The 15,352-nt window shown below is 69.4% G+C and carries 17 protein-coding genes; 4 read left to right on the forward strand and 13 right to left on the reverse strand.

Annotation, left to right across the window (positions count from 1 at the left end; translation table 11 throughout):
• Nucleotides 1-24 precede the first annotated feature (24 nt).
• The 5 genes from ASC87_RS02755 to ASC87_RS02775 are packed head-to-tail and all read right to left on the reverse strand — an operon-like array spanning nucleotide 25 to nucleotide 4,912.
• The gene (locus tag ASC87_RS02755; RefSeq protein WP_056656282.1) at nucleotides 25-1,386 is read right to left on the reverse strand and encodes an LLM class flavin-dependent oxidoreductase; all 1,362 of its coding nucleotides are present in this window, start codon (nucleotides 1,384-1,386) and stop codon (nucleotides 25-27) included.
• Nucleotides 1,386-2,201 (reverse strand): MetQ/NlpA family ABC transporter substrate-binding protein, encoded by an 816-nt coding sequence (locus ASC87_RS02760; RefSeq protein ID WP_056656283.1) that lies wholly within the window; start codon nucleotides 2,199-2,201, stop codon nucleotides 1,386-1,388. The genes ASC87_RS02755 and ASC87_RS02760 overlap by 1 nt, the downstream gene beginning before the upstream one ends.
• Before the next feature lie 23 nt (nucleotides 2,202-2,224).
• Complete coding sequence (locus tag ASC87_RS02765) at nucleotides 2,225-2,896, reverse strand: methionine ABC transporter permease (protein ID WP_056656287.1); 672 nt, start codon at nucleotides 2,894-2,896, stop codon at nucleotides 2,225-2,227.
• The gene (locus tag ASC87_RS02770; protein ID WP_056656289.1) at nucleotides 2,893-3,726 is read right to left on the reverse strand and encodes a methionine ABC transporter ATP-binding protein; all 834 of its coding nucleotides are present in this window, start codon (nucleotides 3,724-3,726) and stop codon (nucleotides 2,893-2,895) included. Before ASC87_RS02770 ends, ASC87_RS02765 begins: the two co-directional genes overlap by 4 nt.
• Before the next feature lie 7 nt (nucleotides 3,727-3,733).
• A complete protein-coding gene (locus tag ASC87_RS02775) occupies nucleotides 3,734-4,912 on the reverse strand; it encodes an acyl-CoA dehydrogenase family protein (protein WP_056656430.1) in 1,179 nt (392 codons plus the stop codon).
• Between the two features lie 196 nt (nucleotides 4,913-5,108).
• On the opposite strand from ASC87_RS02775, the gene ASC87_RS02780 reads away from it, so the two are divergent.
• Nucleotides 5,109-5,981: a TauD/TfdA family dioxygenase gene (locus ASC87_RS02780; RefSeq protein WP_056656292.1), complete on the forward strand. Its 873-nt coding sequence runs from the start codon at nucleotides 5,109-5,111 to the stop codon at nucleotides 5,979-5,981.
• 14 nt (nucleotides 5,982-5,995) lie between these two features.
• Here the strand turns inward: ASC87_RS02780 and ASC87_RS32985 are convergent, their stop codons facing one another.
• Entirely contained in the window at nucleotides 5,996-6,226 is a 231-nt protein-coding gene (locus ASC87_RS32985; RefSeq protein ID WP_056656295.1) for a hypothetical protein, read from the reverse strand.
• A gap of 158 nt (nucleotides 6,227-6,384) precedes the next feature.
• Here ASC87_RS32985 and ASC87_RS02790 point away from each other — a divergent pair, with 158 nt between their 5' ends.
• On the forward strand, nucleotides 6,385-7,383 hold the full coding sequence (locus ASC87_RS02790; RefSeq protein WP_056656297.1) for an AAA family ATPase: 999 nt from the start codon (nucleotides 6,385-6,387) through the stop codon (nucleotides 7,381-7,383).
• 10 nt (nucleotides 7,384-7,393) lie between these two features.
• On the opposite strand, the gene ASC87_RS02795 is transcribed toward ASC87_RS02790, so the two are convergent.
• The gene (locus ASC87_RS02795) at nucleotides 7,394-8,257 is read right to left on the reverse strand and encodes an oxidoreductase (RefSeq protein WP_056656300.1); all 864 of its coding nucleotides are present in this window, start codon (nucleotides 8,255-8,257) and stop codon (nucleotides 7,394-7,396) included.
• Between the two features lie 106 nt (nucleotides 8,258-8,363).
• On the opposite strand from ASC87_RS02795, the gene ASC87_RS02800 reads away from it, so the two are divergent.
• Nucleotides 8,364-9,251, forward strand: a complete 888-nt coding sequence (locus tag ASC87_RS02800; RefSeq protein WP_056656304.1) for a LysR family transcriptional regulator — start codon at nucleotides 8,364-8,366, stop codon at nucleotides 9,249-9,251.
• A 5-nt stretch (nucleotides 9,252-9,256) separates the two neighbouring features.
• Here the strand turns inward: ASC87_RS02800 and ASC87_RS02805 are convergent, their stop codons facing one another.
• The 3 genes from ASC87_RS02805 to ASC87_RS31515 form a co-directional block, all read right to left on the reverse strand.
• The gene (locus tag ASC87_RS02805; protein WP_056656307.1) at nucleotides 9,257-11,257 is read right to left on the reverse strand and encodes a PAS domain S-box protein; all 2,001 of its coding nucleotides are present in this window, start codon (nucleotides 11,255-11,257) and stop codon (nucleotides 9,257-9,259) included.
• Nucleotides 11,254-12,006, reverse strand: coding sequence for a response regulator (locus ASC87_RS02810; protein ID WP_056656310.1), 753 nt, complete (start codon nucleotides 12,004-12,006; stop codon nucleotides 11,254-11,256). Before ASC87_RS02810 ends, ASC87_RS02805 begins: the two co-directional genes overlap by 4 nt.
• 162 nt (nucleotides 12,007-12,168) lie before the next feature.
• Nucleotides 12,169-12,507: a hypothetical protein gene (locus tag ASC87_RS31515; RefSeq protein ID WP_157603797.1), complete on the reverse strand. Its 339-nt coding sequence runs from the start codon at nucleotides 12,505-12,507 to the stop codon at nucleotides 12,169-12,171.
• Here ASC87_RS31515 and ASC87_RS02820 point away from each other — a divergent pair.
• Nucleotides 12,506-13,423 (forward strand): 5'-nucleotidase, encoded by a 918-nt coding sequence (locus ASC87_RS02820; protein ID WP_056656433.1) that lies wholly within the window; start codon nucleotides 12,506-12,508, stop codon nucleotides 13,421-13,423. The genes ASC87_RS31515 and ASC87_RS02820 overlap by 2 nt on opposite strands.
• Here ASC87_RS02820 and otnI read toward each other — a convergent pair.
• The 3 genes from otnI to ASC87_RS02835 form a co-directional block, all read right to left on the reverse strand.
• Nucleotides 13,392-14,183, reverse strand: a complete 792-nt coding sequence (gene otnI, locus ASC87_RS02825) for a 2-oxo-tetronate isomerase (protein WP_056656316.1) — start codon at nucleotides 14,181-14,183, stop codon at nucleotides 13,392-13,394. The two genes, ASC87_RS02820 and otnI, sit on opposite strands and share 32 nt — an antisense overlap.
• An 11-nt stretch (nucleotides 14,184-14,194) precedes the next feature.
• A complete protein-coding gene (locus ASC87_RS02830) occupies nucleotides 14,195-14,539 on the reverse strand; it encodes a DUF2845 domain-containing protein (RefSeq protein WP_082568338.1) in 345 nt (114 codons plus the stop codon).
• A gap of 79 nt (nucleotides 14,540-14,618) precedes the next feature.
• Entirely contained in the window at nucleotides 14,619-15,254 is a 636-nt protein-coding gene (locus ASC87_RS02835; protein ID WP_235582023.1) for a hypothetical protein, read from the reverse strand.
• Nucleotides 15,255-15,352: the final 98 nt, after the last annotated feature.

Below are 15,352 nucleotides of genomic sequence, written 5' to 3' on the forward strand. Positions count from 1 at the left end.
ATGAAAGAAGGTTCCGTGGAAGGGTCAGATGCGGACCTGCGTGGCCGCGTGGGTGGGCCCCAGGCGGGGCCCGCGTTCGAACAGTTTGTCGCGCAGCGTGCCGGCCGCATACGACGTGGGGTAGCACCCGCGCCGCTGGAGCTCGGGCACCACGAGGTCCACCACGTCGCGCATCGTGTCGGGTGCCAGTGCGTAGGCGAGGTTGAAGCCGTCGATGCCCGTGTCCGCCACCCAGCGTTCGAGTTCGTCGGCCACCTGCGTGGGGGACCCGACGATCACCGGGCCACGCCCGCCAAGCCCGATGAAGCGCGCCGCCTCGCCCACCGTCCAGCGGCGCGACGGATCGGCTCGCGTGAACGAAGCGAGGGCCGTTCGGCCAGCCTCGGTGTCGACGTGCTCGATAGGTGCATCGTGCGCGTACCGGCTGAAGTCCACGCCGGTCCAGCCGGACAGCAGCACCAGCGAGGCCTCGACGTCGATGTGGCCCAGCAGCTCCTCGTGTTTCGCCCGAGCCTCCTGTTCGGTCGCTGCGACCACCACGAGGGCCTGGGCGTAGATCAGCGTGCCGTGGGCCGGGCGGCCGGCCTCGACGAGCGAAGTGCGCACCGCGTCCACGTACCGGCGCAACACCGTCTCGGTGGGCCCGCTGATGAACACACACTCGGCATGGCGCGCCGCGAATGCGGTGCCACGCTTCGAGGTACCGGCCTGGTACAGCACCGGCGTGCGCTGCGGGGACGGCTCACACAGGTGGATGCCGGGTACGTCGTAGTGGGTGCCGTGGTGGGCGATGGGATGAACCTTGGCGGGGTCGGCGAACGTGCCGGAGGCCTTGTCGCGCACCACGGCGTCGTCGGCCCAGCTCTTTTCCCAGAGCTTGTAGACGACCTCCATGTACTCGTCGGCGAGGTCGTAGCGTTCGTCATGGCCCAGCTGTTTCGCCAGGCCCATGTTGCGTGCCGCGCTGTCCAGGTAGCCGGTGACGATGTTCCAGCCCACGCGGCCGCGTGTGAGGTGATCGAGCGTCGAGAGGCGCCGAGCGAACGGGTACGGGTGCTCGCAGGTCAGCGCACAGGTCACGCCGAAGCCGAGGTGTTCCGTGGCCTGGGCCATCAGCGGCACAAGCGCGAGCGGGTCGTTCACGGGCACCTGCACGCCGTGGCGCACCGCGGCATCGTGGTTGCCGGCGAACACGTCGTACACCCCCAGCACGTCGGCAAGGAACACCCCGTCGAAGATCCCCCGCTCCAGCAGCTTTGCCAGCCCGATCCAGTGGTCGGGGTCGGTGTAGCGCTGCGCCTCGTCGCGCGGGTGCGTCCAGAGGCCCGGCGACTGGTGCGAGGCCGCGTTCATCTGGAACGCGTTGAAGCGGATGCGGCGCGCCATCAGCGCCCCTGCTGGTAGTCGGTCTTCACGAAGCCGGCGAAGTTCTTCTCGGTGACGGCCAGGAACTCGCGCGAGCGGTAGGCATCGGCGATGTCCTTGACCCACGGCTTGTCCTTGTCGGCCGTGCGCACGGCCACGAGGTTCTGGTACGTGGGGCTCGTCTTCTCGAGCGCGAGCGCCTCGGTGAGCTTCAGGCCGGAGGCCAGCGCGAAGTTGCCGTTGACGAACGAGAAGTCCACGTCGTCGAGCGAACGCGGCAGCTGCGCCGCCTCGAGCGGCACGAGCTTGAGTTTCCTCGGGTTCTGCGCCACGTCCTTCTCGGACGCACGGATCGGGTCGTACCCCTCGCGCAGCGTCAGCCAGCCGATCTGCTCCAGCACGACCAGCGCGCGGGCCGCGTTGGTGGGATCGTTCGGCAACGCCACGGTGGCGCCGTCCTTCACCTCGTCCAGGCGCTTGTGCTTGCGGCTGTAGATGGCGATGGGGGCGGTGGGCACCTTCAGCAGCTCGCTGAGTTCGAGCTTGTTTTCACTGGCGAACTTCGTCAGGTAGACGATGTGCTGGAACGCGTTGGCATCCAGCGCGCCCTGCGCGAGCGCATGGTTCGGCTGGATGTAGTCGTTGAACTCGACCACCTTCACGCGGTAGCCCTTTTTCTCGAGCAGCGGCTTGATGCCGATCTTGATCTGGTCGGCATACGGGCCGGCGGTGGCGCCGAACACGAGCTCCTTCTTTTCCTGCGAGAACGACGGGGTGGTGAAGACGGCGCCCAGGGCGAGCAGCGTGGCGAGGGTGGTGCGGCGGGTGAAGGTCATGAGCGGTCCTGGAAGAAGCGGGATCAGCGTTTGTCGAGCCGGCGGGCGATGGCGTTGCCGCCGAACTGGATGATCTGGACGAGCACCACGAGGATGGCCACGGTCAGCACCATCACGTCGGTCTGGAATCGGTAGTAGCCGTAGCGGATGGCGAGGTCGCCAATGCCGCCGCCGCCCACCACCCCGGCCGCGGCCGAGTACGACAGGAAGCTGATGGCGAGCACGGTGAGCGCCAGCACCAGGCCCGAGCGGGCCTCGACCACCAGCACCCGCCACACGATCTGCAACTCGGACGCGCCCATCGCATGGGCGGCCTCGATGGTGCCGCGGGGCACGTCGCGCAGGCACTGCTCGACCAGGCGCGCGAAGTACGGGATGGCCGCGAAGCTCAGCGGCACGGCCGCCGCCACCGGCCCGATGGACGTGCCGGCCACCACGCGGGTCACCGGCACCAGCGCCACGAGGAGGATGATGAACGGGAAGGACCGCACGGTATTGACGAACCAGTTCAGCACGCGGAACGTGTGCCGCTGGTCGAGCGACTGGCCGGGGCTCAGCAGGAACAGCAGCACGCCGAGCGGGCCGCCGATCAGCACGGCGGCAGACAGGCCGATGCCGAGCATCGTGAGGGTCTGGCCGAAGGCGGTGCCGAGTTCGGGCAGCACGGCCTGGATGTTGTCGGAGAGGAAGGTCATGCGACGGCGGCCTCGAGTTGGTCGAGCACGTGGGCCTCTTCGGGCGAGGCGGCCAGGCGCGCGAGTTCGCGGCCCAGCACGGTCTGGCGCAACACGCCGGTCTCGGCCACGCCGAACTGCTCGGCGATCCCACCCTGTTCGATCACGGCCACGTGGCGGCACAGCCGGCGCACCACCGACAGCTCGTGGGTGACGATCACGATGGTCACGCCCAGGGTGGTGTTGATCTCGCGCAGCGTGTCGAGCACGCTGCGGGTGGTTTCGGCATCGAGCGCCGACGTGGGTTCGTCGCACAGCAGCACCGCGGGTTTCGGGGCCAGCGCGCGGGCGATGGCCACGCGTTGCTTCTGGCCACCGGACAGCTGCGCCGGGTGGCTGTCCACCTTGTCGGTCAGGCCCACCACCTCCAGGCACTCGTGCACGCGCGCAGCGATGGCGCGCGGGTCGCGGGTGCCGTGCAGCCTCAGCGGGAAGGCCACGTTGTCGAACACGGTGGCGTTCTGCAGCAGGTTGAACTGCTGGAAGATCATGCCGATGTTCTGGCGGGCTTCGCGCAGCGCGCGCTTGTCGAGGGTGGTCAGTTCCTTGCCGGCCACCGTGACGGTGCCGCTGTCGGGCCGCTCCAGCAGGTTGATCGTGCGCAGCAGCGTGGACTTGCCAGCGCCGCTTTTGCCCACGAGGCCCATGATGTCGCCCTCGCGCACTTGCAACGACACGTCGCGCACGGCGTGGAAGGACGAACCGTCCGGGAGCCGGAACGTCTTGTGGAGGTGTTCGAGCCGCAGCAGCGGCGGCGCGAGGCCGGGGTCGAACGTCTGGACATGTCCCATGGTGGCCTCAGGAGTACGGGGTGGGGTCGGGGAAGCGGCCGTCGAGCGCGTGGCGCCCGAGGTCGCGCAGCTTGTGGTCCACCGGGTCGTGCAGCGTGTGCACGCGCACGTTGCGCCAGAACCGGTCGAGGCCCAGGCGCTCCGAGGTGGAACGGGCACCGGTCAGCTCGAACAGCTGGGAGCTGATCTCGAGGCCGGCCCGGTGCGCGAGCACCTTGGCCTCGGCACCGGCCACGGCCACCTCGCCGCGTTCGCCGGCAGTGAGCGCCGCGCCGCGTGCCACGGCCCGGTCGAGCAGCGCCGCGGCCTGGTCGGCCAGCACCGCGGCTGGCCGCAGGTGCAGCCACAGGCCGCCGTAGCGGTGTTGCACCAGCGGGTCGTCGGCCGCACGGGCCACGCCTGACGCGAACCAGGGCCGCGTCGAGTCGACCGTGTACCGCCGCGCCGCATCGAACGCGCCGGTGGCGATGCCGAGGTACAGGTTCGTCAGGATCAGCTGGGCCACCTGCGCCCGCAGCGTGGCCCGCGGCGTGGGCACGGTGCCGGGGGCCTGCAGCAGGTCCTCGGGGTCGATGCGCACGCGGTCGAACGTCACGGTGCCGCTGTCGGTCTGGCGCTGGCCGAACGCGTCCCAGTCGGGCACCACGGCGACCCCGCGGCGTGTGGTGGGCACGGCGGCGATCAGCGCGGTCTGCGTGGCCTCGTGCCACGCGGAGAGGGTGAGGCGGTCGGACCCGACGGACCCGGAGCAGAAGCTCTTGACCCCCTCGACGACCAGGCCGCCGTCTCCATCGTCGACGGCGATCGCGCGTTTGTCGAGCGGGTTCAGCGCGTTGCCCCAGAACCAGCGTTCGGTGACGGTGCCACCCAGCAGCCGAGCCTGCTGCCCGGCACTGCCATACAGCAGCACGCCGGCCACCTGCAGGTGGTGAAAGCCGAAGAGGTGGGCCAGTGCGCTGTCGGCCTGTGCCAGGCGGCGCACGACGGCCAGCATCGTGGCCCAGCCGTGGCCGAGGCCGCCGAATTCGGTGGGCACGGTCAGCGCGAGCAGGCCGCTCTCGCGGAGCAGCTCGCGTTCGGCCGCGGCGTGGCCGCCCGCACGGTCGCGTTCCACCGCGGTGGCGGCGAGCGCTTCGGCGAGGGCATCGGCGCGAGCGGCGATGTCAGGAGGAACCAGGGAAGTCATGGGTGAGGAGGCAATGCGGGAACGTGAACGCAGTGTTTTGCTTTTGGCGGCCGCGAACAACGAAGAAATCCGGCTGTCGATCTGCGGTTCGGCCTTTATGCATTCCCCGGTGATGGACACACGCAATCCGTCGTTGCCCCGGCGTTCAGACGGGCGTACGGTCAGGCACATGCCGTTGTTTCACGAAGGATCCCGCATGCCTGCAGCCGCCACCGCCGAACGCCTGTCGATCACCCGTTTCGACGGCCCGCTCGGCGCCGAGGTCACCGGCCTCGACCTGAACGTGCCGCTCGACGACACAGGTTTTCGCGCCATCCACCGCGCGCACCTGCACCACCACGTGCTGGTCTTCCGCGACCAGCGCATCACGCCGCAGCAGCAGGTCGACTTCAGCCGCCGCTTCGGGCCGCTCGAGATCCACGTGCTGCACCAGTTCCTGCTGCCGCAGCACCCCGAAGTGCTGATCGTCTCGAACATCACCGAGAACGGCCTGCCCGTGGGGCTCGGCGACGCGGGCCACTACTGGCACTCGGACCTGTCGTACAAGGCCAGGCCCAGCCTCGGATCGATGCTGCATGCGCAGGAGTTGCCCAGCGAAGGCGGTGACACGCTGTTCGCGAACATGCACCTCGCGTGGGACACGCTGCCGGCCGAACTGAAGCAGCGGGCCGACGGCCTCCAGGCCGAACACAGCTACCTCGCGAAGTACACCGAGCTGCAGCAGCGCAGCCCGTGGCGCCCGAACCTGAGCGACGAACAGAAGGCCAAGGTGCAGCCCGCGATCCAGCCGGTGGTGCGCACGCACCCGGAGACCGGCCGCAAGGCGCTGTTCGTCAGCGAACACTTCACCACGCGCATCCTGGGTGTCAGCGAAACCGACAGCCGCGAGCTGCTCGACCGGCTGTTCGCGCACAGCGTGTTGCCGGCCCACGTGTACCGCCACCGCTGGCAGCCGCACGACATGGTGTTCTGGGACAACCGATCGGTGATGCACCTGGCGGCGGGCACCCCCGACCACCTGCGCCGCAGGCTCTACCGCACGACGATCGAGGGCGACGCGCCGTTCTGACCCCACCCATGACCTCACGCCTTGCCTACCCACGGGACGAGGCGGCGCTGCAGGGCCCGCAGCCCCAGTTCCAGCGCAAAGGCCACGGCCGCGATCACGCAGATCCTGCGGCCGGTGGCCTTCTCGTAGGCGCCGTCGGCCTGCGCCACCTTGGCGGGTTCGACGACGGTCTGGTACGCCACGCGCACCGGTTCGGCGGCGAGCGCCCGCGGGGCGGCGGACACCGCGGTGAGGCCGGCGGCCACGACGGCGAACGACCGATTTCAGATGAACTCATGCGGCCCTAACCCGATCCGGGCACGGTCCATGCTCTGCAACTGGCAGGTTTTGGGCGGGTTATTCACCAAGGCGCTGGGCGCCGGCCGTGGTTGAATGGACTCATTGGTTGGTTCAGGAGGTCAGCATGAGCACATCCAACGATCTGGTTCCCGTGTCGTCCCGTGGCAGCATCCCCATCGCGCGCATGCGCAGCGTCTACCGCGTCGACGACGTCGGCCGCAAGCTCGATCGCCTCCCCGACAAGGAGCACGAGAGCCTGCGCTCCACCTACGAGCGCATGATCGAAAAGGGCCCCGACCGCTTCCAGGTCAAGCCCGCCGGTCTGCCCGCCATGGACCACCTGTACGACGACCTGCCCAACTTCGCCGACGTCCTCGACGACGTGAAGCGCCAGCTGGCCCTCTGCGAAGACAGCCGCGACGCCCTCGAGATCACCCCGCTGCTCCTGCTCGGTGCGCCGGGCATCGGCAAGACCCATTTCGCCCGTGCACTGTCGCAGCTGCTGGGCACCGGCATGGGGTTCATCTCCATGAGTTCCATGACCGCCGGCTGGGTGCTCTCCGGTGCGTCCAGCCAATGGAAAGGCGCCCGCGCCGGCAAGGTGTTCGAAACGCTCGTCGAAGGCCAGTACGCCAACCCGGTGATGGTGGTCGACGAAATCGACAAGGCCGGCGGTGAACACGCCTACGACCCGCTCGGGGCGCTGTACAGCCTGCTCGAACACGACACGGCCGGCAGCTTCATCGACGAATTCGCCGAGGTGCCCATCGACGCCAGCCAGGTCATCTGGGTAGCCACCGCCAACGATGCCCGGGCCATCCCGGAACCCATCCTGAACCGCATGAACGTCTACGACGTGCTTGCACCCGACCGCGACCAGGCGCGCCACATCGCCGCGAAGCTCTACCGCAGCATCCGCGCCGACCACGGCTGGGGCAGCCGCTTCGAAGCGGAACCCGGCACCGACGTGCTCGACCGCATGAGCGAGATGGCCCCGCGCGACATGCGCCGCGCGTGGATGACCGCCTTCGGCAACGCGAAGCTCGCCGGCCGCGACCACGTGCAGCCGCGCGACCTGCCCGACGGCAACACCAAGCGGTCGCCCATCGGGTTCATGCAGTAGCCTGCAGCGGTCAGCGCGAGGCCGCCACGTCGTCGTGGTCGGTGGACGCCGCCACCGCGTTCCACTTCGCGAACTCCGCCTCCACGAACGCGTTTTTTGCGCGCACGTATTGCACCGTGTCGCTTCCGAGCGGCAGGCGCAACGGCGGTGCCGGCAAATCGGCCAACGCCAGCACCTGCGTGGCCAGCTTGACCGGGTCACCCGCCTGGCGGTGGTTCACACCCGCCGCCAGCTCGCGGCTAGCCCCCACCGTGGCCGCATAGGCGCCGATGCGGCTCGCCGTGTTTGCCAACGACCGGTCGTCCAGGAAATCGGTGCGGAAGAAGCCCGGCTCCACCACGGTGGCGAACACACCCAGCGGTGCCAACTCGGCCGCCAACGCTTCCGTCAGCCCTTCCACCGCGAACTTGGTGGCGCTGTACACGCCGAACCCGGGGAACGATTGGTAGCCGGCCACGGACGACAGGTTCACCACGTGGCCGCTGCCCTGTTCGCGCAGGAACGGCAGCGCGGCCCGCGTCACGTGCAGCAGGCCGAACACGTTGGTGTCGAATTGGGCGCGCACGTCGGCCGCGCTCGATTCCTCGATGGCCCCCAGCAGGCCGAAGCCCGCGTTGTTGACCAGCACGTCGATGCGGCCGAAACGGGCGATGGCAGCCTGCACGGCCTCGGTGGCCTGGGCCTCGTTCGTCACGTCGAGCGGCACCACCAGCAGGTTCGGGTGGGCGCCGAGGGCCGCGGTCACGTCGGCGGGCCGGCGTGCGGTGGCGGCCACGGTGTCGCCGCGGGCCAGCGCCTGGCGGGCGATCTCGAGGCCGAAGCCGCGCGAGGCGCCGGTGATGAACCAGGTCTTGGGGAGGGCAGTGGGGGTCATTGTGTCGTGCTCCGACAGGTTGCGATGGGCGCCAATTTAGGCGTTGATGGCGTGACGCACTAGACGCACAATCGCCGTTTGATCAGCAACTTCGAGTTGTCAATCCATGGACGAAATGAAGGCCCTGTCGACGTTCGTTCGGGTGGTGGAGGCCGGCAGCTTCCGGCGCGCCGCCATCGAACAGGGCGTGACCCCACAGGCCGCAAGCAAGCTGGTCAAGCAGCTGGAGGTGTCGCTCGGGGTGCGGCTGCTGCACCGCACCACCCGCCAGCTGAGCCTCACCGACGAAGGCCAGCAACTGCTGCAACAGGCCCGCACGGGCCTCGACACGCTCCGCACCGCGATCGACGGCGTGAAGGCAAGCCGCGCGGACAAGGGTGGCACCGTGCGCGTGACGGCGCCCCGGTCCACAAGGGCCACGCTCGTGCTGCCGCTGGTGGCCGCCTTCCTGGCTGAACACCCGGACACGCGCGTGGACCTCACGCTCGACGACCAGTTCACCGACCTCGTGGCCGGCAAGATCGACGTAGGCTTTCGCAGCGGCGCCACCCTCGACCGCAACCTGGTCGCCCGCCGCCTGATGGACATCCAGCTGCTCGTGTGTGCATCACCCGCCTACCTCGCGCGCCACGGCCACCCCCGCACCTGGGACGACCTGGCGCGCCACACCTGCACCGGCTTTCGCCATGCGCAGACCGGCAAGCAGATGCCATGGGAATACCTCGACGGCGACGCCACCGCCTACCGCGACGTGCCGGCCGCGTTCGTGACGAACGACGTCGACGCCGAGGTGCAGGCGGTGCTGTCGGGCATCGGCATCGGCCAGTTGCCCAGCTACCTGGCGCAGCCGCTGATCCGCGAGGGCCAGCTCGTGCACCTGCTCACGCGGCACACGAGCGCACGCGTGGGGCTGTTCCTGTACTACCCACAACGAAGCCACCAGCCGGCACGCGTGCGCGCATTCATCGACTTCGCGGCCGCGCGGCTGCGCTGAAACCTTCATTCGGCCAGCAGTGCCTTCACGCCGGCCAGCAGGCCGGCCTTCGAAAACGGCTTGTCGAGTGCGCCGCAGCGTGCGGTGCGCAGGAAGTCGCGGGCATCGGGTGACAGCGTGTCGCCGGTGACGAACAGCATGCGTTGGGCCAGCAGCGGGTGGCGGTCCAGCACCTCACGCCACAGGCCCGCACCGTCCATGTCGGGCATGCGCAGGTCGGACACGATGGCGTCGAACCGGGCCTCGTCGAGCAGCGCCAGCGCCAGGGCGCCGGATTCGGCCGTGGCCACCTCGTAGCCGGCCTGCTCCAGCAGGTCGCGCATCAGGCTCGCGAGTTCAGGCTCGTCGTCCACCACCAGCACCCGCGACAGCATGGGCGCATCCGGGGCATCGAGTGGCACGGGACCCGTCTCGTCGATGGCCATGCCACTGATGGGCAGGCTCATCCGGAAGCTCGCACCGCCATCGGGCGGGGCCGGGTGCTCCAGGTTCAGGTCGCCGCCGTGTTCCAGCACCACGGCGCGTGAAACCGCCAGGCCGAGCCCGGTGCCCATGCCCTCGCCCTTGGTGGTGAAAAACGGTTCGAAGATGCGCGAGCGCAACTCGGCCGGCACGCCGGTGCCGGTATCGGCCACCCGCAGCCACACCCGCGGTTCACGTCCCTGCCGGCGGTGTTCGACCCCGGTGGCCACGCGGATGGCATGCGGCCCCGCCGTGCCCGACATCGCCTGCTGCGCGTTCACCAGCAAGTTCAGCACCACCTGGCCCACCTGGTCACCATCGGCGTTGATGGACGGCAGCGACGGCGCGAGCGACAGGTCGAGCTCGATGCCGTGGGTGCGGAAGCTGTAGAGCAGCATGTCGGCTGCGGCCCGCACCAGTTCGTTCATGTCGACCGCCACACGCAGGGCCGGCCGGTTGCGGGCCATGTTCAGGAAAGTGCGCACGATGCGGCCGCAGCGTTCCGCGGCCTCTCGGATGCGCAACACGTCGGCACGCAGGTCGGCGTCCTCGCACTTTTCCTCGAGCAGGCTCGCGCGCCCCATCACGATGGCAAGCGGGTTGTTCAACTCGTGCGCCACGCCAGCCAGCAAGCTGCCCATGGCCGACAGCTTCTCGCTCTGGCGCAACGCCTCGCGCTGGCGGCCCACCTGCTGCGCGGTGTGGTGGCGCTCGGTGGTGTCCACCATCGATGCGGTGTAGAACACCCCGCCACCGGCATCGGTGCGCCACAGCACCATCTCGATCGGGAACTCGGTACCGTCCGACCGCAGCGCGTGCAACTCCATCCGGTTGCCCAGCGCCCGCGGTGCCGCGCCGGCCGCCAGGCGGATCATCCCCTCCTGATGGGCGGCCCGGAACCGTTCGGGGATCAGCACCTGGCTCACCGGCTGGCCGATCACGTCCGCTCGCCGGCGAACGAACATGGCTTCGGCCGACGGGTTGAATTCCACGATGTTGCCTTCGGCATCGGTGGACACCAGCGCGGCGAGGGCGTAGTCCACGATGGCCGACTTCAGCGCCTCGCTCGCGTGGAGCCGCTGCAATTGCACCGCCAGTTCGTCCTCGCGCAGCTTCAGCGCGGTGTGGTCGCGCCCGTACACCACGACGGCCTCGACAGCCCCGCCGTCGGGAGCAAACGGCACCATCGTCTCGTGCAGGTACACCCGGCCGTGGTTCGGGTAGTCGACCCAGCCGCGCCAGCGCAAGGTCTCACCGCCGAAGAGGCGTTCCGCAAAGGGCAGGTAACCCGCATGGACCGCGGGGCCCACCACCTCGGCCAGGTGCCGGCCGATCACCTGCTCGGGTGGCCGCCCGTAGAAGGCCAGCGCCTCGTGGTTCGCGTAGACGAAGCGGTGCTCGCGGTCGATCACCGCCACCCGCGCCGTGATGTGCTCCAGCAAGGTCTGCATCAGCGCAGGATCGAGCGACGGCAACGACGGGGCGTGGTGAGGCCCGGAGGGCACCGGGCCGCTCCAGCGGTACTCGCGGCCCGGGTCGTTCACGGCGAGGCCGGAGGCACGTAGACGTAGCCGACGTTGCGCACGGTCTTCAGCACTTCAGGCTTGTCGGGGTTGGTTTCGATCTTGCGGCGCAGCCGCATGATGCGCAGGTCGATGGACCGGTCGAACACGTCCCAGCCGCGGTTGTGCGCCTGCTCCATGATCTGGTCGCGGTTCAGCGGGCGGTTCGGGTGGCGGGCGAACAGCGCCAGCAGGTCGAACTCGGCCGCGCTGATCTCCACCTCGGTGCCATCGGCCGCGGTGAGGCGGCGTTGTTCGAGGTCGAGTGCACACCGCCCGAACGCCACCCGGTGAGCCGCGGCCGGCATGGGCGCGGCGGGCGCAGGCGCCGGGGCGGCCACATGATCCAGGCGCCGCAGCACGGCGCGCGTGCGGGCCAGCAGTTCTCGCATCTCGAAGGGTTTGGGCAGGTAGTCGTCGGCGCCCAGCTCGAGGCCCACGATGCGGTCGACGGATTCACCGGCCGTGGTGAGCATCAGCAGGCCCACGCGGGGATGGGCCTCGCGCAGCCAGCGGGCCAGCGACAGGCCGTTTTCGCCCGGCATGTTGATGTCGAGCAACACGGCCTGTGGCACCGTGGTGGCGAGAATCGCACGCGCGCGGGCGGCGTCTTCGGCCATCTGCACGTCAAAGCCGTGCCGGCCGAAATATTCGCCGAGCAACGCCCGGAGTTCGGGCTCGTCATCCACCACCAGCAGCACGGGCTTTGCCGCACCCTCAACCTGCCCCATGACCGGCTCTCCCTGAGGGACTGTCCTGTGGGCCGAATCATATCGGGACGCGCCGGCTTTCCGCGCCCTTTCGAGCGCGTCCGCCAGCCATTCGCGGGGGGACCGGTCAACCATGGCGCCGCCCGTGCCGCCACCCCCGGGTGCCGCACAGCCACCCCGCCGTCATGCGCGGCCGCGGGTGGGCAACAGCTCTTCGTCGAATCCCTCGCTGCGAAAGATCACGGGACGGGTGTCCATGAAATCCGCAGGGGGCAGGTCGGTTTCGCTCGGCTCCGGTGCATCCGGGTAGCCGGACGGGCGGAACAGCAAGGACAGGTTCGGCGGGCGTGAAAACAGGCGTTGTAGCGTGGTGGTGACGCTGACGGGGGTGTGCATTTCTGGCTCCGGGCGGTAGCGCTGGGTCTGAGGGGCAGTGTCGGCATAGCCGGTATCAGCAAGGTTTCCGGGCAAACACGTGTGTGTTTCGTTTGTTTCAGGCCACCGCGCTACGATGTCGGCCATGCCCGTTTCCCTCGACAACCAGCTCGTCGTCGCCATCTCGTCGCGCGCCCTCTTCGACTTCGAGGAGGAAAACCAGCTCTTCGAGGCCCGGGACGACCGCGCCTACATGCAGCTGCAGCTCGAGCGGGTGGACCAGCCCGCCAAACCCGGCGTGGCGTTTTCGCTCGTGAACAAGTTGCTGACGTTCAACACGATGCCCCCGGCCGCGTCTGTCGAGGTGGTCATCCTGTCGCGCAACGATCCGGTCTCCGGCATGCGGGTGTTCCGGTCCGCCAAACATTACGGCATGCCCATCCAGCGCGGCGTGTTCACGCGGGGCGAATCGCCGTGGCGCTACCTGCGCCCGCTCAACGCCCACCTGTTTCTGTCCACGAACGAGGCCGACGTGCGGTCTGCCCTCGGCGCTGGCGTGCCGGCCGCGCGGGTGTTCCCACATTCCGCCCGGGCGTCCAGCGCCCACCCGAACGAGGTGCGCATCGCGTTCGACGGCGACGCGGTGCTGTTCTCCGACGAGGCCGAGCAGGTGTTCCAGCGCGCCGGGCTCGACGCCTTCCAGGCCCACGAACTCGACCGTGCCGGCGTGCCGCTGGCCGCCGGGCCGTTCAAGCCGCTGCTCGATGCGCTGAAGCTGCTGCAGCAGAAGGCTTCACCGGCCATGCGCATCCGCACGGCCCTGGTCACCGCGCGCAGCGCCCCGGCCCACGAACGCGCCATCCGCACGCTGATGGAGTGGGACATCGAGATCGACGAGGCCATGTTCCTCGGCGGCCTGCCGAAGGGCGCCTTCCTGCGTGAGTTCGAACCCGACTTCTTCTTCGACGACCAGAGCGGCCACATCGAAAACGCGTCCCCGCATGTGCCCTCGGGGCACGTGGCCGCGGGCATCACGAACCTGCGTCTGCCCGGTACCGTCTGAGCCACGCCAGCCCGGCCGAGGTGTCGCCACGCGGGCGGTACTCGCAGCCGACATGGCCGGCAAAACCACTGGCCTCGATCTCGGCGAGCAGGTGAACGAGGTTCAGTTCACCCTCGTCGGGTTCCTGCCGCGACGGCACGCCGGCGATCTGCACGTGTGCCACACGCCCGCCCGGCAGGTGCTCGCGCAGGCGCATCGTGAGATCGCCTTCCACGACCTGGCAGTGGTACAGGTCCATCTGCACCTTGACGTTGGGCGCGCCCACGGCCGTCGCCGCATCGTGCGCGTCCTGCTGGCGGCTCAGCAGGTAACCCGGCATGTCGCGCGGGTTGATGGCCTCGAGCAGCAGGTCGATGCCCAGCGGGGCCGCCAACGCCGCGGCCCAGGCAAGGTTCTCGGTATAGGTGGCGTGCTGGCGCGCCGGGTCGCCCTCGCGCAGGCCGGCCATCACATGCAGCTGCCGGCAGCCGAGCACGTCCGCGTAGGCGAGCGCCTGGTGCACCGCGTCACGGAACCGGGCCTCGTGCCCGGGGCGCGCGGCGAGGCCACGTTCACCTGCGTCCCAGTCGCCGGGGGACACGTTGAACAACACCTGGCGGAGGCCGTGGTCGCGCAGGCGGGCCGCCAGCTCATGCGCCCCGAAGGCGTAGGGGAACAGGAACTCGACGGCATCGAACCCGTCGGCCGCCGCGGCGGCAAAACGGTCGAGGAACGGGCGGTCGGGGTACAGGAAGCTCAGGTTGGCGGCGAATCGGATCATCGGCGGGCGCGTCACTTCGGCCGGCCGTCGTAGTGGATGGTGTAGACAACCCCCCGCTGGAACCTCACGGTGGCGAAGAGGCTGCCCTGGCCACGGTCGTAGAGCCATTCGTCGATCACTTCGCACGGCAGCACGTGCGGCGGGGCCATGATCGGGTACGGCGACCAGGGCGTGATCACCTCGACCGGCTTGCAGTAGCTGTCGCGCAACGCCGGTTCACCGCACTTCTGCAGCACGGAGATTCGCGAGTCGCCGACGCTGGCGATCTGCCCGTTGCAACGCAGTGATTCACCGCGCGCGGTGGCAGAGAGCAGCACCAGTGCGGTGCCCACGACAATTCGGGTCCAGGGGATCATGGCGTCAGTGTGCCGCTGCCGCCGGACCGGTGCAAGAAGCCCATCCCAAGGGCCCTTGCGGGCCGAGGCATTCGGCGGGTCAGCGCGAGGTGAGCGCGCCGGCCTGGTAGGCGTTCAGCATGGCCATCGCAGGCTGCGATTCGGGCAACACGTAGACCACACCGCGGCTTCGGCCCAGCACCGGGCTCACGACCTGCTCGTAGAACGCCACAGGCACCACGACGCAGCCGAGCGACACGCGGTTGTCGTCCGCGCTGGCCGACGCGAGGCGTTGTTCGCGCTGCTCGCGGGCGGGGCCCGGCCGCACGCGGTGGATCGCAATGGCGGCGTCGTAGTCCACCCACACGATGGCTTCGCCATTCAGGTTGTGGCCGGGTTCGGAAAGGAAGCGCCCCGCCGGCGTGGTGCGTTCGGACGGCAGCAGGTTCGCCACCCGCTGGCCCGCACCCGGCACGGCATGGTCGCCCGGTGCAAGGCCCAGCAAGGCGGCAGAGTCGCCGGCCAGTCGGCCGTCGCCATGGAAAACGAACAGGCGGGCGTTTTTCTTGTCGACGATGGCAAATGGCAGGTTGCCGTGGTCACCGGCACCCAGCGCCCAGTCGCGCGTGTCGCGGGCCTCGGCGGTGAGGCGGGGGGTGTCGATGTGGAGCGGGGCGAGGGGGTCGGATTCGGCCGCCCTGGCCGTTGCCAGCGCCACGCAGCAGCCCAGTGCCACCAGCCAACGTGTTCCCGCCACCCCAACCCGCATACCGCCCCCTCGTACCACCGGTCACCCGGACACGAAAGAACCGGGCACAGGCCCGGTTCTCGATG

It is taken from the genome of Rhizobacter sp. Root1221 (assembly GCF_001425785.1).
Classification (GTDB): Bacteria; Pseudomonadota; Gammaproteobacteria; order Burkholderiales; family Burkholderiaceae_C; genus Rhizobacter.